Origin of the sequence: Duganella sp. BJB1802 (assembly GCF_013369445.1) — a bacterium.
In the GTDB taxonomy this organism is placed as follows: Bacteria; Pseudomonadota; Gammaproteobacteria; order Burkholderiales; family Burkholderiaceae_D; genus Rugamonas; species Rugamonas vulcania_A.
The window spans coordinates 103,263-119,540 of sequence record NZ_JABWEF010000010.1 but is presented as its reverse complement, the minus strand read 5'-3'; the positions used below and the strand labels follow the sequence as shown (position 1 = coordinate 119,540).

The following is a 16,278-nucleotide window of genomic DNA, read 5'->3' as shown; positions in this document are numbered from 1 at the left end:
CATCGTTCAGTTGACGCTCATTACAACCTCTTACCGACTCTTACACTCGCTTACAACTCGCCGCAAACACTCTCAGTGCGGGTTCGCCTTGTTCTTCAGCGCCCGACGCTTCCTGCGACGGGAGCTGCTTCCTGAGCCGGACCTGCGCTGAGCGTCACTCTTTTGCGCCGCCGGTGCGCTGCTTTGGCCTACGGCTGGTCGCGGCCACGTTTGACTGGCCGGGGGATGGCGCGCTGCGGGCTGGCGCGCAGATGGCGGCGCCGGCGCGCGTTCGCCTTCGGCCGGGTCGCGGTCTGCCTGTGCGCCTCCCTCGTGCAGTCGTACTATCGCGGCTTTTCGCGCCGAGCGGCAGACGTCGGCCAGCAACCATTCGCTGCTGCCGGGAAGACGCAGCCACACCGCTTTCCACGCATTGCGGTTGCCGCTCCCGTGCAGGTTCGCGAAGCACGATGGCGATACCGCGTGCCCTTCATATTTGATTTCGGCCCCCACCACCGTGGCGAAATAGGGCTTGCTGCCGAAGCTGGCGCGCAGCCTGGTGCCCTCGGGAAGAAAGACCTGCTTCCATTGGTATCCGGCCTCGGATGCCGCTGCGGGCTGCTGCGGGGCGAGCGGCGGCGGATTGATGTAGTTGCGGATCGCTTCGATAACGAAGGGCTCCTGCGCCAGGGAATCCGACCAGAAATTGCCGGTGAATTCGCCCAACTCGACGAGCACGTCGTCCGGTACGCGGATGGGGAATTGGAGGTTGTACGTGGGCTTGATCTTGGGCGAGGTAGGCATGGGGGGGGCTCTCTAAAATCGGTTTTTTACTAAGCGCTGCTAACCACCGCTAACCTGTACTACACAGCGCTATCACGTACTAAAAATTCCGTGCCGAACGCTAATCGTTACTAATTTTCTCGGCCTGTATTCGTTAGAGGCGATTAGTATTTTTTAGTTCCGAAAATAGCGCGGAGTCGCACGAAATATCGATGGTTAGCATTGGGTAGTAATGGTTAGCGGGTTTTAGTAAAAGCCGAAAAAATAGACCCCGCCCTGCATATGTCTGAGACGTGATCGGGATGAACGAAAAAAATGCCGCCCAGTGTGAACTGGGCGGCATTCCGGCCGAAGCCTCGCTGCGTTCCGCGATACGGCGGATTACTTGCTGGCTGCTGGAGCCGATGCTGCCGGCGCCGGGGTCGAAGCCGCTGGTGCCGAAGCTGCCGGTGCGCTGGCGGCTTTGGTGGTCTTTGCCTTCTTGTGATGCACTTTCTTGGCCGGTGCGCTGGCTGCTGGCGCCGATGCGGCTGGAGCCGGGGTCGATGCGGCGGCGGCAGCTGGCGCCGAAGCGGCTGGAGCCTGGGCGAATGCGGCGCCTGCGAACAGGGTGGCGATCAGGGTGGCGATTACTTTTTTCATGATGCGATTCCTTTAAATTGATTTATATCGTTTATTGAATTACTTGGCTGCTGCTACTTTGGTGTCTACTTTCGCAGCGGCGACTGGCGCTGCGATTTTGGGTTCTTTGTCTGCCTTGATTTTGTGATGCGTCTTGGTCTTCGCGGTCTTCACTTCGGCCTTGGCTTCGGTCTTGACATCGGCGGTTTTGACTTCAGGCGCTTTCACTTCGGCCTTCGCTTCGGTTTTCACCACAGCCGGCTTGGCGGCTGGAGCGGTGGTGGCGGCGACTGGCGCTTGTGCGAATGCTGCGGTTGCGAACAGGCCGGCGATCAGGGAAGCGATAATTTTGGTCATGATGTATTTCCTTTTTCTGGGTTTCGGCATCGGGACTATCCCGTGTCGCATGAGCAAAAAACGGCGCAAGCCATCGATCAGTTGACGCCCATTACAACCTCTTACCGACTCTTACACTCGCTTACAACTCGCCCTTCAATGCGGTTTCACCTCGTCCTTCAGCGCCGCCAGCGCCATGCGCTCCACCAGACCGGGCGCGATCAGCTTCATCCAGCGTCCCAGCTTGCCCTTGGCCGACATCACCACCTCGCGCCGGTGCGCCTGCATGCCGTCGACGATCAGCCGCGCGCACTCCTCCACCGGCATCGCCTTGTCCTCTTTCAGGCTGCTGCTGCCCAGCGCCCCGCCGGCCGCGTTGAAGCCGCGATAGCGTATCTGCGTCGCCACCACGCCCGGATAGGCGATCGTCACGCTCACGCCGGCCGCCTTCAGTTCCACGCGCAGCGCCTCGAAGAAGCCGCTCATGGCGAATTTGGTGGCGCCGTAGGCGGTGCGTCCCGGCACTCCGACCAGCCCCGCCAGCGACGACACGGCGACGATGCTGCCGCGCGACTGCTTCAGGTACGGCAGCGCCGCATGCGTGCACCACACGCTGCCCCACAGGTTGATCTTCATGAGCTCCTCGTACCACGCCAGGTCGGCCACTTCCTCGAACAGCGCGTGCGCCGAGCGGCCGGCGTTGTTGATGAGCGCATCGACGCGGCCGAAGCGTGCCACGCAGGCCGCCACCAGCGCCGTGCACTGCGCCTGCACCGACACATCGGTCGGCACCACCAGCGTCTGCGCGCCGGCCGCCGCGCAATCGGCGGCCACCTGTTCCAGCGCCGCCGCGTTGCGCGCCGCCAGCACCAGCGCCACGCCGCCGCCATGGGCGCGCGCCAGTTGGCGCGCCATCTCGGCGCCGATGCCGTCCGAACTCCCGGTGATGATGATGACTTTCATAGGCTATCCCTTATTTTGGCAAGTACAGTAAGATAGCCCGCTTCTGCACAGATTCACACATTACGGAGTAAAAATGCGTCTTCCAGTACTCGCCATCGCCGCCGGCCTCGGTCTGGCCTCCCTCCACGCCGCCGCCCAGCAGGCGCCGGTGCTGACGGAGGTGCCGCTGCGCGCCCACCTGTCCTTCCTGGCCGACGACCTGTTCGAGGGCCGCGGCACGGGCCAGCGCGGCGGCGACCTGGCGGTGCGCTATCTGGAGACGCAGGCCGCCGTCATCGGCCTCAAGCCGCTGGCCGGCGGCGGCTACCGCATGCCGGTCAAGATCGAGGGCACCAAGCTGCTGGACCGCAGCTTCGTGCGCTTCGACGCCAACGGCAAGAGCATCACGCCGAAGAACGGCAGCGAGATCGTGTTCGGCACCGCCGCCGGCAAGGCCGATCTCACCATCGACGCGCCGCTGGTGTTCGTCGGCTACGGCGCCATCGCGCCGGAAGAAAAGTGGGACGACTACAAGGGCGTCGACATGAAGGGCAAGCTGCTGGTCATGATGGTCAACGATCCGCAGCCCACCGCCGAGGAGCCGAACCGCTTCGCCGGCAAGGCCTACACCTACTACGGCCGCTGGCTGTACAAGTACGAAGAGGCAGTGCGTCAGGGCGCGGCCGGCGTGCTGCTGATTCACACCACGCCGTCCGCCTCCTATCCGTGGAGCGTGCCGGCCAACGGCTTCAGTCACGAGCGCTTCCACCTGGCCGGCGCCGGCAATCCGGTCGAAGGCTGGCTGCAGGAGGACACCGCGCGCGCCCTGTTCAAGGCCGCCGGCTTCGACCTCGACGCCCTGCGCGCCCAGGCCGAGACCCGCGCCTTCCGCCCGGTCGACCTGAAGACCAGTGTGCACGCCGAGGTGCACAGCGCGATCCGCCAGATCGAGCAGTTCAACGTGGCCGGCATCGTGCCGGGCAGCGACGCCAAGCTGAAAACGCAGGCGGTGGTCTATTCGGCCCACTGGGACCACCTGGGCATGGACGAAGGCGTGCGCCGTGACGACCGCGGCGACCACACCTGGAACGGCGCCATCGACAACGCCTCCGGCGCCGCCGCCCTGCTGGCGATGGCGGCCGAGGCGGTCAAGCATCCGGCCAGGCGCACCCAGGTCTTCCTGTGGCCGGCCGCCGAGGAGCAGGGCCTGCTGGGCAGCGCGGCCTATGTGCAGAACCCGGCCTGGCCGCTGGCGCAGACCACGGCCGACCTCAATCTGGACAGCATGAACTTCGTCGGCCTCACGCGCGACATCGGCGTCGCCGGCGCCGAGCGCAGCAGCCTGTACGAAGCGGCGCAAGGCGTGGCCCGCAAGATGGGCCTGAAGCTGGCGCCGGCCATCCCCGACCTGTCCGGCGCCTACTTCCGCGCCGACCACTTCAACTTCGCCAAGGCCGGCGTGCCGGCGTTCAACGTCGGCTCGGCGGTGTTCTCCGGCGACGGCCACTTCGAGTTCGTCAAGGACCCGGCGGCATCGGCCGCGCGCCTGGTCGCGTTCAAAAACGACTACCACCAGGTCACCGACGAATACCACGCCGACTGGGACTTGTCGGGCATGGTGCAGCAGGCGCAGTTCACGCTCAACCTCGGCTACGCGGTCGGCAACGCGCCGGCCATGCAAAGCTGGAAGGCCGGCGACGCCTTCGGCAAGGTCAAGCGCTAGATGTGAGCACACGGCGACGCTGCGCCGCCGCGCAAAACAGGGTAGGATGGCCGCTCCCCGAACCACCGCACAAGGAACATCATGGAAACCAACAGCCACTGGATCGACATCGCCACCGCCGACGGCAGCTTCGGTGCCTACGTCTCGCTGCCGCGCGGCGGCAAGGGGCCGGGCATCGTGCTGCTGCAGGAGATCTTCGGCGTCAACCAGCATATCCGCAACGTCGCCGACCAGTACGCGGCCGACGGCTACGTGGTGATCGCGCCGGACCTGTTCTGGCGCCACGGCGCGCGCATCGAGCTGGGCTACGACGACGCCGGTTGGAAGCGCGCCGTCGAACTGATGAACGCCAACGACTTCGCGCTGGCGCAGTCGGACATCGCCGCCACCGTCAAGGCGCTGCGCGCGCTGGACGGCGTGGGCGACAAGATCGCCTCGATCGGCTTCTGCTACGGCGGCAAGCTGTCCTACCACACGGCCGCCAACGGCCTGGTGGACGCGGCGGTGTGCTACTACGGCGGCGGCATCCAGAACGCGCTCGACCGCGCCGGCGAGATCACGGTGCCGGTGCTGATGCACTTCGGCGGCGCCGACAGCCACATCCCGCCGGCCGCGGTGCAAAGCATCGCCGAGCGCTTCGGCGACAACGAGCAGGTCGAGATCCACGTCTATCCGGGCGCGGAGCACGGCTTCAACTGCAACCACCGCTCGTCCTACCATCAGCGCGCCGCCGCCCAGGCGCACGGCAACACGCTGCTGTTCATCGGCGAGCAGCTGTAATGGCGCGCCTGACGCTGGCCTTCCCCGAGGACCAATACTATTACTCGACCCAGCTGACGGTGCGCGTGACCGACATCAACGGCGCCAACCACCTGGGCAACGACTCGATGATCTCGATGATCTCCGAGGCGCGCGCCCGCTTCCTGTACGAGTTCGGCGTGCAGGAAACCGGCAGCGACGGCGTCGGCATCATCGTCACCGACCTGGCCACCACCTACAAGGCCGAAGCCCACGCGCGCGACCAGCTGCTGTTCGAGATCGGCGTGATGGACTTCAACCAGTACGGCGGCGACATCACCTTCCGCGTGACCCGCCCCAAGGACGGCAAGCTGGTGGCGATGGCCAAGTCGGGCTTCGTCTTCTTCAACTACCAGAGCGGCCAGGTGACGCCGATGGCGCCGGAGTTCCTGGCCAAGTTCCCCAAGGTCAACCGCATCGGCTGACGCCGCGCGTCAGCGCTTGGCCACCTTGGGCACGATGGTCTTGTTGAACCAGTCGTCCAGCATCTGCTTCTCGAAGCGCAGGGTGTCGCCGTCGCTGTAGCGGCTGAAGCCCTGCATGTAGTTCATGTTCGACACCTGCTCGTCGCCGCTGCGCAGCACCTTGCCGTCCTGCTCCAGGGTGTAGCGCAGGTGCATGCGCGGCCAGTCGGCGCCGCCGTTGAGCACGCGGATATCCTCGCCGCCATTGCGGCGCGGCCACATGCGGCCGGCCAAGTCGATGTCCAGCACTTCGATCTTCAGGTTCTGGCCGGGCGGCAGCTTCTTGTTCAGCGTGGCGAAGTAGTCGCTGAAATCCTTCAGCACGCGCTCGCGGTCGATGGCGTTGCGCGGCATGTCGGCAAAGTCCTCCGGCTTGACGTAGCTGACGCTGACGTCGGCCCAGGCGGCGCCGGCCAGCAGCGCCAACGACGCGGCCAGCATGGTACGGGTGAGTGCTCGCATTTGCTTCTCCTTCACGGTTGATGCTTTCAATATAGCCCTTTTCGCCGGCGATGGCCCGCGCTGAATTGCTTTGTTACCGAACTTACCTGGGCCCGATGTCACGCCCCTGTCATATCAAATCCTTAATATTACGCCCGTCGAGGTGCAGCCACCACCTCGCATGATGCCGCGCCCGGCGCCGGCACATGGAATGGCCACAACTACAACAGGATTTTCCCATGACCGAGTCCCTCGATCTGTCCCGCCGCAGCATCCTCAAGTTCCTGTCCAGCGCGCCGTTGCTGCCGCTGGCAGGCGGCAGCGCGACCGCCGCCCTGCTGTCGGCCTGCGGCGGCGGCGACACCGCCGCGCAAGCACCGCAACTGCTGTCCGTCACCTTCACCGGCATGGCCGCGCCATCGCTGGCCAACGCCGCCGCCATGGCCACCACCACGGTCGGCTCGACGCTGAACCTGACCTACTCCGACGGCAAGACCCAGCCCTACTCGCTGGCCTACCAGACCTTCTTCATCACCGGCGCCAACGTGCCCAACGGCAGCGGCGGCACCATCCTGGCCGGAGGCTACTACAACATCAACAACCAGCCCATCGTCGACAAGACCGACGCCGGCGGCCGCCAGTTCTTCTCGGACTGCCCGGACGGCACCTCGCTGCTCAAGCTGGCCGCGCCGACCGTGCCCGGCATCAAGGGCAACACCGTGTTCGCCGTGGTGCAGTTCGAGTACGCCACCCGCAACGTCAAGGGCGACTCGATGTACGGCATGCTGCCGTCGCCGATCGCCGTGCTGACGCTGGACCAGGACAAGACCACCGGCGCGCTGTCGCTGGTGAAGTACCACAACGTCAACACCGCCGGCGTCAACGGCCTGTGGATCACCTGCGGCGCCAGCCGCTCGCCGTGGAACACCCACCTGTCGAGCGAGGAATACGAGCCGGACGCGACCAGCATCGCCAGCAACACCCAGTTCGCCAACTTCAGCACCAACCTGTTCGGCGACGCCACCAAGGCCAACCCCTACCACTACGGCCACATGCCGGAGATCACCGTCAACCCGGACGGCACCGGCAGCATCAAGAAGCACTACTGCATGGGCCGCATCTCGCACGAGCTGGTGCAGGTGATGCCGGACGAGCGCACCGCGCTGATGGGCGACGACGCCACCAACGGCGGCCTGTTCATGTTCGTGGCCGACAAGGCGCAGGACCTGTCGAGCGGCACCCTGTACGTGGCCAAGTGGACGCAGAAGACGGCCGAGAACGGCGGCTCGGCGACGCTGTCGTGGATCAAGCTGGGCAGCGCCACCAGCGCCGAGATCAAGGCCCTGGCCGACTCGCTCAAGGCGGCCGACATCCTCAGCGTCAAGACCAGCGATCCATCGGACGCCACCTACACCAAGATCCCGTTCAGCGGCAAGACCAACTGGATCAAGATCGTGCCGGGCAAGGAGAAGGCCGCGGCCTTCCTGGAGACCCACCGCTACGCCGCGTTCAAGGGCGGCAGCATGGGCTTCACCAAGATGGAAGGCACGACCGTCAACGCCAAGGACAAGATCGCCTACTCGGCGATGAGCTACATCAACGGCGCCATGAAGGATGGTTCGGGCGGCATCAAGATCCAGGGCCCGAGCGCCGGCATCGTGTACGCGCTGAACCTGAAGGCCGGCCAGGTGGACGACACCGGCGCCGCCATCAACAGCGAATGGGTGCCGGTCGACATGGCCGCCGTGCCGGCGCTGGTGGGCGAGGACCTGGCCACGCCGGATGCGCTGGGCAACCTGGCCAATCCGGACAAGATCGCCAATCCGGACAACATCAAGTTCTCGGAAAAGCTGCGCACCCTGTTCATCGGCGAGGACAGCGGCCTGCACGTCAACAACTTCCTGTGGGCCTACAACGTCGACACCAAGGCGCTGACGCGCGTGCTGTCGACGCCGGCCGGCGCGGAGTCGACCGGCCTGCACGCGGTCGATGACATGAACGGCTTCGCCTACATCATGAGCAACTTCCAGCATCCGGGCGACTGGGAATCGGCGCTGCACGGCAAGGTGCAGCCGACGCTGGACCCGCTGATCCGCGCCAACTACCGCGACCGCTTCGGCGCCGCCGTCGGCTACCTGACCGGCTTCCCGACGCTGAACTAAAGTCACCCCAGCTGTCCCGGCCCGCAACGCGCGTCAAGCGCCTTGCGGGCTTTTTTGCGTCCAGCGCTCCAGCCGGGCGACCAGCAGGTGCTCGTCGGGCAGCAGCATCTGGTATTCGGCGGCGATAATCTTGTTGGGCAAGGCGTCGAGCGCATAGCGCGCTGCGGGCGGCGCACAGTATCAAGCCGACGGGCGGATTTTCCTCCGTCCTCCAGATCGGACTCAGAATATTCGTCCTTCAAATCGAGGAACTCCAACACGAAGGGGTCCTTGATCGCCTGTTCCGGCGTGAGGACATCGTCCGCTTGCGGCTGCGCCCCCTGCCGACCAAGGCAAAGTGAATTTGCCAGACACTGTCTGGAGAATTTCCGACGTGAATTTGCCAGACACCGTCTGGCGAATTTCCGGCCAGAATAGATAGAAATTACGCATTTGTTGCAAATTTTGCCTGCTGAATCCACGACCAAAGCGATTGCTCAAATCAGCCGAAAGGCGCTGCATCAGTTCATCGCCATACGCCGCAAGGTCCGCTCCCTCCTGTTCGCACTCGACAATCCGCCGGCCAATCTCCCAATAGGCAGCGGTCATCACCGCATTTACGCTGCGCGCACGGCAGCCCGGCGCGAGGCACGCCCTTAGACCCGCGTCAAAGTAAGCGCAACGCCCCCCGCCGCCCCCTTGTTGCACACCCCGATAAAATATTTCTCACGGAGATAGCAATATTGCCAAAAACGAAGTATTGTTTCGGTTGCACAAAGGCGTTACAGATGACTAACGCTGCGCCGTCGCGCCACAGCGCGCCGTACAATAAGACCGCCCGCAGACATCACGGGAGTGTTGTGCAAAGCAGCAGGAATTTTTGTTGCCTGTTGTTAATATCAGTGGGTAAGACTACAATCGAAAAACTCATTCAGTAGTGCCATTTTGCGGAACTCGTCCCTATGTCTTTTTTGTCTGCTGCCTCGCCTAAGCTAGCGCCCTGGAAAGTCCTGTTGGTCGACGACGAACCGGACATCCACGACATCACGAAGCTGACCCTGAGCCGCTTCCGTCTCGACGGCCGCGCCCTGAGCTTCGTGCACGCCTACAGCGGCGCCGAGGCCAAGGAGGTGCTGGCGCGCGAGGCCGACGTGGCGCTGGTGTTCCTCGACGTCGTGATGGAGAAGGAAGACAGCGGCCTGGAGGTCGCGCGCTGGATGCGCGAGGACCTCGACAACCAGTTCACCCGCATCGTGCTGCGCACCGGCCAGCCCGGCCAGGCCCCCGAGGAACGCGTGATCGTCAACTACGACATCAACGACTACAAGGAAAAGACCGAGCTCGACCGCACCAAGCTGTTCACCACCACCTTCGCCGCGCTGCGCGCCTACCGCGACATCATGAAGGTCGAGGAGGCCCGCCGCCAGCAGCTCAACTACCGCGAGGGCCTGGAGCGCGTGATCGCCGCTTCGGCCCACATCTTCCAGCAGCGTAACCTGAAGGACTTCGCCAACGGCCTGCTGCAGCAGGTGGTGGCGCTGCTGCGCCTGGAGCACAGCATGCTGCTGCGCCTGCGCGGCGCCACCGCCATCACCGGCGAGAACGACTACGAAATCCTGGCCCAGATCGGCGACGAGGACGGCGCCCTGCTCAGCCCCGACGTGCTGGCCCAGCTCGACGCCGCCAAGAGCAACAAGATTTCGCGCGTCGAGGGCGACACCTACATCGGCTACTTCCCCAACAGCAGCGGCAAGGCCTCGCTGCTGGTGCTCAAGGGCGTCGACGAAATCTCCGAGATCGACACCAAGCTGCTGGAAGTGTTCTGCTCCGGCGTCGCGATCGCCTTCGATAATATTTTGCTGACCCAGGAGATCACCGACACCCAGGCCGAGCTGATCCTGCGCCTGGGCGACGTGGTCGAGTCGCGCTCCAACGAGGCGGGCAACCACGTGCGCCGCATGTCCGAGGTGTGCCACCTGCTGGCCCAGGCCTCCGGCATGCCCGAGGACGAGACCGCCGTGCTGCGCCACGCCGCGCCGATGCACGACATCGGCAAGATCGCCACGCCGGACGCGGTGCTGCTCAAGCCGGGCAAGCTCGACGCGGCCGAATGGGAAATCATGAAGCAGCACCCGACCGTCGGCCTGTCCATCCTGGACGGCTCGCAGCGCCCGATCCTGAAGGCGGCCGCCGTGATCGCCCACCAGCACCACGAAAAATTCGACGGCAGCGGCTATCCGCAGGGCCTCAAGGGCCACGACATCCACCTGTACGCGCGCATCGTCGCCGTGGCCGACGTGTTCGACGCGCTGATGCACAAGCGCTGCTACAAGGAAGCCTGGCCGATCGACCAGGTGGTGGCGCATTTGCGCGAAGTGGCCGGCCATCACCTCGACCCGCTGTACGTCGACCTGTTGTGCCAGAACATCGACAAGGCGGTCGCCATCAACGAGCGCTTCCCGGACTGACAACATAAGCATATACACAATCGGTTGTTGTTAAACTGAATTCCTTGCCATTAAGATCGTGGTCCGGTCCAGACCACGCAAGGAATCCAGAATGCCCCAGCACAGCCGCCCGCACGCCCTCCCCCCATTGCCTTTGCGCCGCAGCGTACTCGCCTGCGCGCTGCTGCTTGCCGCGCAGCCCGGACTGCACGCGCAGCAGACGCAACCGACACAGCAGCAGCCGGCCGCCGACGCCGCCATCGACCAGGTCACCGTGGTCGGCTCGCGCGCGCGCAACCGCACCGTGTACGACAGCGCCGTGCCGATCGACCGCTTCGGCGCGCGCGAGGTGGAGAACGCGCTGGCCAGCGGCGAACTGGGCGCGGCCCTGCAGAACCTGGCGCCGTCGATCAACTTCCCGCGCATCGAATCGAGCGGCGCCTCCGACTCGGTGCGCGGCGTGCAGCTGCGCGGCCTGGCGCCGGACCAGGTGCTGGTCCTGATCAACGGCAAGCGCCGCCACGCCAGCGCCGTGCTCGACACCGAGAGCAGCTTCGCCGGCACGGTGCCGGTCGACATCAACGCCATTCCGCCCGGCGCCATCGACCACATCGAGATCCTGCGCGACGGCGCCGGCGCCCAATACGGCAGCGACGCCGTGGCCGGCGTCATCAACATCGTGCTGAAGAACGCCCGCAGCGGCGGCTCGGCCTCGCTCGGCTACGGCGCCAACCACACCGACTTCAAGCCCACCAACGAGACCAAAACCGACGGCCAGACCAAGACCGCCAGCGCCGACTACGGCGTGCCGCTGGGCGACGCCGGCTTCCTGCGCTTCGGCTTCGACACCCGCAGCCGCGCGCCGACCCAGCGCGCCGGCTTCAGCGACGCCGGCTGGACCTCATGGAACTCGACCCCGGCCGACCTGGCGCTGGACGGCAAGGTGGTGTTCAAATCCGGCGACTCGCACCAGAACAACAACTACCTGTTCTACAACGCCCTGCTGCCGCTGGCGGACGGCGTCGACGCCTATTCCTTCGCCACGGTCAACCAGCGCAAGTCCGACGGCAGCGCCTACTTCCGCTACCCTGGCGACCCGTCCAACGTGCCGGCGCTGTACCCGGCCGGCTACCGTCCGGTGACCAAGGGCGACATGAGCGACGTCAGCGTCGTGGCTGGCGCGCGCTTCACCCGCGCCGGCTGGAACTGGGACCTGAGCGCCCGCCACGGCGCCAACCTGTTCCGCTACGACCTCGACCATTCGGCCAACGCCTCGCTGGGCGCGCAGAGCCCGACCAGCTTCCACCTGGCCGACTTCGACTTCCGCCAGAACGCGCTCAACGCCGACCTCACGCGCGAGCTCGACCTGGGCCTGGGCGCGCCGCTCAACCTCGCGCTGGGCGCCGAAGTCATGCACGAGACCTACCGCAGCTCGCCGGGCGACGCCGCCTCCTACGCGGCCGGCCCCGTCACGGACGCGCCGCCGGGCGCGCAAGCCGGCCCCGGCCTGCGCCCGCAGGACGCCTTCGACGGCGGCCGTTCGATCCGCTCGGTGTACGCCGACGCCGAAACCGACCTCACCAGCCGCCTGCTGCTGGGCGCTGCGGCCCGCTACTCGCACTACAGCGATTTCGGCAGCGCCAGCACCGGCAAGCTGTCCGCGCGCTACAAGCTGAGCGAGTCGTTCCTGCTGCGCGGTTCGCTGTCCAACAGCTTCCGCGCGCCGGCGCTGGTGCAGACTGGCTTCCGCTTCTCCACGCTCAACTTCAACAGCGACGGCAGCGGCCTGCAGACCGCCTCGCTGCTGCCGGCCAGCGATCCGCTGGCGCGCAGCTTCGGCGCCGAGGCACTGAAGCCCGAGAAATCCACCAACCTGTCGCTGGGCCTGGCGTGGCGCCCGCAGCGCAACACCAGCTTCACGCTGGACGCCTACCGCATCAAGATCCGCGACCGCATCACCCGCACCAGCGACCTGCAGAGCGACGCCGCCACCGCCTACCTGGCTTCGATCGGCCGCGGCGACATCCAGTCGGTGGCCTACCTGGCCAACCTGCTCGACACCAGCACCACCGGCCTGGACGCGGTGCTGAACCACGACCTGTCCTTCGCCGGCGGCAAGCTGGACCTGAACGCCGCTCTCAACCTGAACAAGACCCGCCTGGACCGCGTGCGCCAGGGCTCGGCCGCGCTGGCCGCGATCGATCCATCGCTGACCTTGCTGACCGACACCAGCCTGTACCGCATCCGCCACGCCTCGCCCACCAGCAAGCTGGTGCTGAGCGCCGACTGGCAGGCCGCGCGCTGGAGCCTGCTGGCGCGCGCCACGCGCTTCGGCCCGCTCAAGGACTTCTCGTACGACAGCGACGCGCCGCTCGACGACGGCGTGCACGCGCAATCGTTCGGCGCGGTCTGGTCGGTGGACCTGGAGGCGCAGTACAAGCTGAGCAAGCAACTGACCCTGGCCGTCGGCGGCGACAACATTCTCGACCGCTATCCCGAGCGCGTGCGCCAGACCAACAACGCCACCTACGGCGGCGCGCTGCCGTACAACTTCATCAACCCGATCGGCGTCAACGGCGCGTACTTCTACGGCCGCCTGCGCTACACTTTCTAACCTGAGGACTCCATGAAGCTCAACCGCATTTCCGCCCTGTTCGCCGCCGTCTGCCTCAGCACCTTGATGGCCGCGCAAGCCCACGCCAGCAACGCCCTGGTCCTGCTGACCGACTTCGGCACCTCGGACGGCGCCGTCTCCGCCATGCACGGCGTGGCCTACGGCGTCGACCCGCAGCTGAACGTCTCCGACCTGACCCACAACATTCCCGACTACGACATCTGGCTGGGCGCCTACCGCCTGTACCAGACCGCCAACTACTGGCCGCAGGGCAGCGTGTTCGTGGCGGTGGTCGATCCGGGCGTGGGCACCACGCGCAAGTCGGTGGTGCTCAAGACCAAGCAGGGCCGATACTTCGTCGGTCCCGACAACGGCCTGTTCACGCTGATCGCCGAGCGCGACGGCGTGGCCGAGCTGCGCGAGATCGACGAGAACGTCAACCGCCTGGCCGGCTCCGGCGAGTCCTACACCTTCCACGGCCGCGACGTGTACGCCTACGTCGGCGCGCGGCTGGCCTCGGGCGCGATCAGCTACGAGCAGGTCGGCCCGGTGCTGCCGAGCGAATCGGTGGTGAAGATCCCGTACCAGAAGGCGGTCCGCCAGGGCAAGGTGGTGCGCGGCATCATCCCGGTGCTGGACATCAAGTACGGCAACGTCTGGACCAACATCCCGAAAGCGCTGTTCGACGAGCTGGGCATCGGCGTGCACGACCGCGTGCAGGTACGCATCCTGCACAAGGGCAAGCAGGTGGACAAGGTGGTGGCGCCGTTCGAGCACACCTTCGGCGGCGTGGCGCAAGGCAAGCCGCTGGTCTACCTGAACAGCCTGCTGGACGTGGCGGTGGCCGTCAGCCAGGGCAACTACGCCAAACAGCACCACATCGATTCGGGTGTGGACTGGGAAGTGGAGATCAGCAAGGCCTCGAAGTAAGCCCCTACTTGCGCTTGACCTTGGGGAAGCGCAGCTTGTAGTGCAAGCCCATGCCCGGCGCGCTGACCACCTTGACGGTGCCGCCCAGCGCGCCCGTCACCAGGTTGTACAGGATGTGCGCGCCCAGCCCGCTGCCGCCCGAGCCGCGCTTGGTGGTGAAGAAGGGGTCGAACAGCTGCGCCAGCGTGGCGCTGTCCATGCCGGCGCCGTCGTCGCTGAACTGGAAGTCGACGAAGTCGCCGTCGACCTTGCCGCTGATCTTGATCTTGCCGGACTGCCCCTCCTCGAAGCCGTGCACCAGCGAATTGACCACCATGTTGGTGACGATCTGCGACACCGCGCCGGGGAAGCTGGCCATGTTGATGTGCTCGTCGCAATCGATCTCGACGGCGATGGGCTTGCCCTTGAGCTTGGGCTGCAGCGACAGCAGCACCTCGTCCAGGTACTTGCGCAGGTTGAAGCTGCGGATGTCGTCGGACGACTGGTCCACCGCCACCTGCTTGAAGCTGCGCACCAGCGCCGCCGCGCGCTGGGTGTTGGTGGTCATGATGCGCAGCGATTGCGCGATGATGTCGAAGAACTGGTTCAGGCCGTCCTCGTCCAGCGTGCCGGCCGCCATGTCCTCGCGCGTGAGCTTGAGCTCCTCCACCAGGTGGCTGGTGGCCGTCACGCAGATGCCCAGCGGCGTGTTGATCTCGTGCGCCACGCCGGCCACCAGCCGGCCCAGCGAGGCCAGCTTCTCCTGCCGCACCAGCTCGCCCTGCGCGTCCTTGAGCGAGGTCAGCGCGTTCTCCAGCGCCGCGTTCTGCTCCTCCAGCGCCTCCTTGGCGCGGCGGATTTCGCGGTCGGCCTGCATGCGCGCGATCGCCACCGCCACGTGGCTGGCCATGAAGGCCAGGATGTCGAGGTCGGCCTGGGTGTAGGTCACCGTCTCGTCGTAGCTCTGCACGATGATCACGCCGTAGGCCACGTCGCCCAGCAGCATCGGCGCGCCCATCCAGCTGGCGATGTCGGTGTTGCCCAGCGGGTGCTCCATCTCGCCGCTGTCGACCAGCGCCTGGAAGCCGGCGCGGTCGAGCAGCATGGCCTGCTTGCGCTGCAAAATGTACGAGGACATGCCGACCCCGTAGTCGAAGCGCTTGACCGGCGCGTGCTCGTCCTTCTGGTCGACGAAGTACGGGATGCTGATTTCCTTGGTGTCGGCGTGGTACAGCGCCATCAGGAAGTTCTGCGCCGGCACCAGCTCGCTGATGATCTGGTGCAGCCGCATGTTCAGGCGGCTGCCGCCGGTGGCGGTGGCCGACAGGTTGGCCAGCTCGTACAGCGCGCGCTGGATGGCCTCGGCGCGCCGGCGCTCGGCTACCTCGTGCGACAGCTGGGCGGTGCGCTCCTGCACCGCGCGCTCGAGCCGGTCCATGCTCTGCAGGCCCTGCAGCGCGCTCGACACGTGGTTGGCGATCAGCGCGAACAGCGCCTGGTCCTCCTCGCTGAAGGTGTGCTGCTTGTCGTAGCTCTGGATCACGATCGCGCCCAGCGCCTGGTGGTTCTGGTCCAGCAGCGGGCAGCCCATCCAGTGCTCGGCGATGGTGCCGATGCCGAAGCCGGCGTTCGCCTCGCGCCGCGACAGGTGCTCGGCCGCCGTCATCACCATGCGCTCGCGGGTGGCGATCACGGTGGCCGTCGGCGACTCGCCCTCGACCAGCTCGAACAAGGCGTCGCGGCTGGGCGGGTCGTCCACTTCGTCGACGAAGTAGACGAAGCGCACCTGGTTGACCGGCCCGTCGCGGTCGCTCAACGCCACGAAGAAGTTGGCCGCGTACATGATGCGTCCCAGCGCCGCATGCACGGCCTGCAGGAACTCGCTGATATCGGTGCAGCTGCTCGACTTCTGCCCGATTTCAAGCAACATGGTCTGGACGGCTTCCAGGCGGGTGAGGCGACTTTCCATCGATTTTCCTAGTGTGAGCTAATGCGCATAGGAAATACTAGCACGCCCCGGCCACCGAAACCAAAACAGCCAGGCCGTCCTGCGACGGCCTGGCTGTTCGCACGCGCGGCG

The 16,278-nt window shown here is 65.8% G+C and carries 13 protein-coding genes and 1 pseudogene; 7 read left to right on the top strand and 7 right to left on the bottom strand.

Annotated elements, in window-relative coordinates; translation table 11 throughout:
* Positions 1–72: 72 nt before the first annotated feature.
* From HUX88_RS17105 to HUX88_RS17090, 4 genes are all read right to left on the bottom strand, one after another.
* Positions 73–783, bottom strand: coding sequence for a hypothetical protein (locus tag HUX88_RS17105; RefSeq protein ID WP_176362541.1), 711 nt, complete (start codon positions 781–783; stop codon positions 73–75).
* A 360-nt stretch (positions 784–1,143) separates the two neighbouring features.
* Positions 1,144–1,404, bottom strand: a complete 261-nt coding sequence (locus tag HUX88_RS17100; RefSeq protein WP_176362540.1) for a hypothetical protein — start codon at positions 1,402–1,404, stop codon at positions 1,144–1,146.
* Between the two features lie 39 nt (positions 1,405–1,443).
* Positions 1,444–1,740, bottom strand: a complete 297-nt coding sequence (locus tag HUX88_RS17095) for a hypothetical protein (RefSeq protein ID WP_176362539.1) — start codon at positions 1,738–1,740, stop codon at positions 1,444–1,446.
* A gap of 135 nt (positions 1,741–1,875) precedes the next feature.
* A complete protein-coding gene (locus HUX88_RS17090) occupies positions 1,876–2,682 on the bottom strand; it encodes an SDR family oxidoreductase (RefSeq protein WP_176362538.1) in 807 nt (268 codons plus the stop codon).
* A 73-nt stretch (positions 2,683–2,755) separates the two neighbouring features.
* Here HUX88_RS17090 and HUX88_RS17085 point away from each other — a divergent pair, with 73 nt between their 5' ends.
* The 3 genes from HUX88_RS17085 (at position 2,756) to HUX88_RS17075 (ending at position 5,607) form a co-directional block, all read left to right on the top strand.
* Entirely contained in the window at positions 2,756–4,384 is a 1,629-nt protein-coding gene (locus HUX88_RS17085; RefSeq protein ID WP_176362537.1) for a M28 family peptidase, read from the top strand.
* 81 nt (positions 4,385–4,465) lie between these two features.
* Complete coding sequence (locus HUX88_RS17080) at positions 4,466–5,164, top strand: dienelactone hydrolase family protein (protein ID WP_117014312.1); 699 nt, start codon at positions 4,466–4,468, stop codon at positions 5,162–5,164.
* Positions 5,164–5,607: a thioesterase family protein gene (locus HUX88_RS17075; RefSeq protein WP_117014313.1), complete on the top strand. Its 444-nt coding sequence runs from the start codon at positions 5,164–5,166 to the stop codon at positions 5,605–5,607. The genes HUX88_RS17080 and HUX88_RS17075 overlap by 1 nt, the downstream gene beginning before the upstream one ends.
* Positions 5,608–5,616: 9 nt before the next feature.
* On the opposite strand, the gene HUX88_RS17070 is transcribed toward HUX88_RS17075, so the two are convergent.
* Positions 5,617–6,108 carry a DUF3016 domain-containing protein gene (locus HUX88_RS17070; RefSeq protein ID WP_176362536.1) on the bottom strand — a complete coding sequence of 164 codons (492 nt, stop codon included), beginning with the start codon at positions 6,106–6,108 and terminating at the stop codon, positions 5,617–5,619.
* 218 nt (positions 6,109–6,326) lie between these two features.
* Between HUX88_RS17070 and HUX88_RS17065 the strand changes: the two genes are divergently transcribed.
* Entirely contained in the window at positions 6,327–8,249 is a 1,923-nt protein-coding gene (locus tag HUX88_RS17065) for a PhoX family phosphatase (RefSeq protein ID WP_117014314.1), read from the top strand.
* A gap of 33 nt (positions 8,250–8,282) precedes the next feature.
* Here HUX88_RS17065 and HUX88_RS17060 read toward each other — a convergent pair.
* Positions 8,283–8,951: pseudogene (locus tag HUX88_RS17060) on the bottom strand (DUF1016 N-terminal domain-containing protein).
* A 239-nt stretch (positions 8,952–9,190) separates the two neighbouring features.
* On the opposite strand from HUX88_RS17060, the gene HUX88_RS17055 reads away from it, so the two are divergent.
* From HUX88_RS17055 to HUX88_RS17045, 3 genes are all read left to right on the top strand, one after another.
* On the top strand, positions 9,191–10,696 hold the full coding sequence (locus HUX88_RS17055; protein ID WP_176362535.1) for a DUF3369 domain-containing protein: 1,506 nt from the start codon (positions 9,191–9,193) through the stop codon (positions 10,694–10,696).
* A 91-nt stretch (positions 10,697–10,787) separates the two neighbouring features.
* The gene (locus HUX88_RS17050) at positions 10,788–13,289 is read left to right on the top strand and encodes a TonB-dependent siderophore receptor (RefSeq protein WP_176362534.1); all 2,502 of its coding nucleotides are present in this window, start codon (positions 10,788–10,790) and stop codon (positions 13,287–13,289) included.
* A gap of 12 nt (positions 13,290–13,301) precedes the next feature.
* Positions 13,302–14,219 carry an S-adenosyl-l-methionine hydroxide adenosyltransferase family protein gene (locus tag HUX88_RS17045; protein ID WP_176362533.1) on the top strand — a complete coding sequence of 306 codons (918 nt, stop codon included), beginning with the start codon at positions 13,302–13,304 and terminating at the stop codon, positions 14,217–14,219.
* Between the two features lie 4 nt (positions 14,220–14,223).
* Here HUX88_RS17045 and HUX88_RS17040 read toward each other — a convergent pair whose 3' ends face one another.
* Entirely contained in the window at positions 14,224–16,167 is a 1,944-nt protein-coding gene (locus HUX88_RS17040; RefSeq protein ID WP_176362532.1) for a GAF domain-containing sensor histidine kinase, read from the bottom strand.
* Between the last annotated feature and the right edge of the window lie 111 nt (positions 16,168–16,278).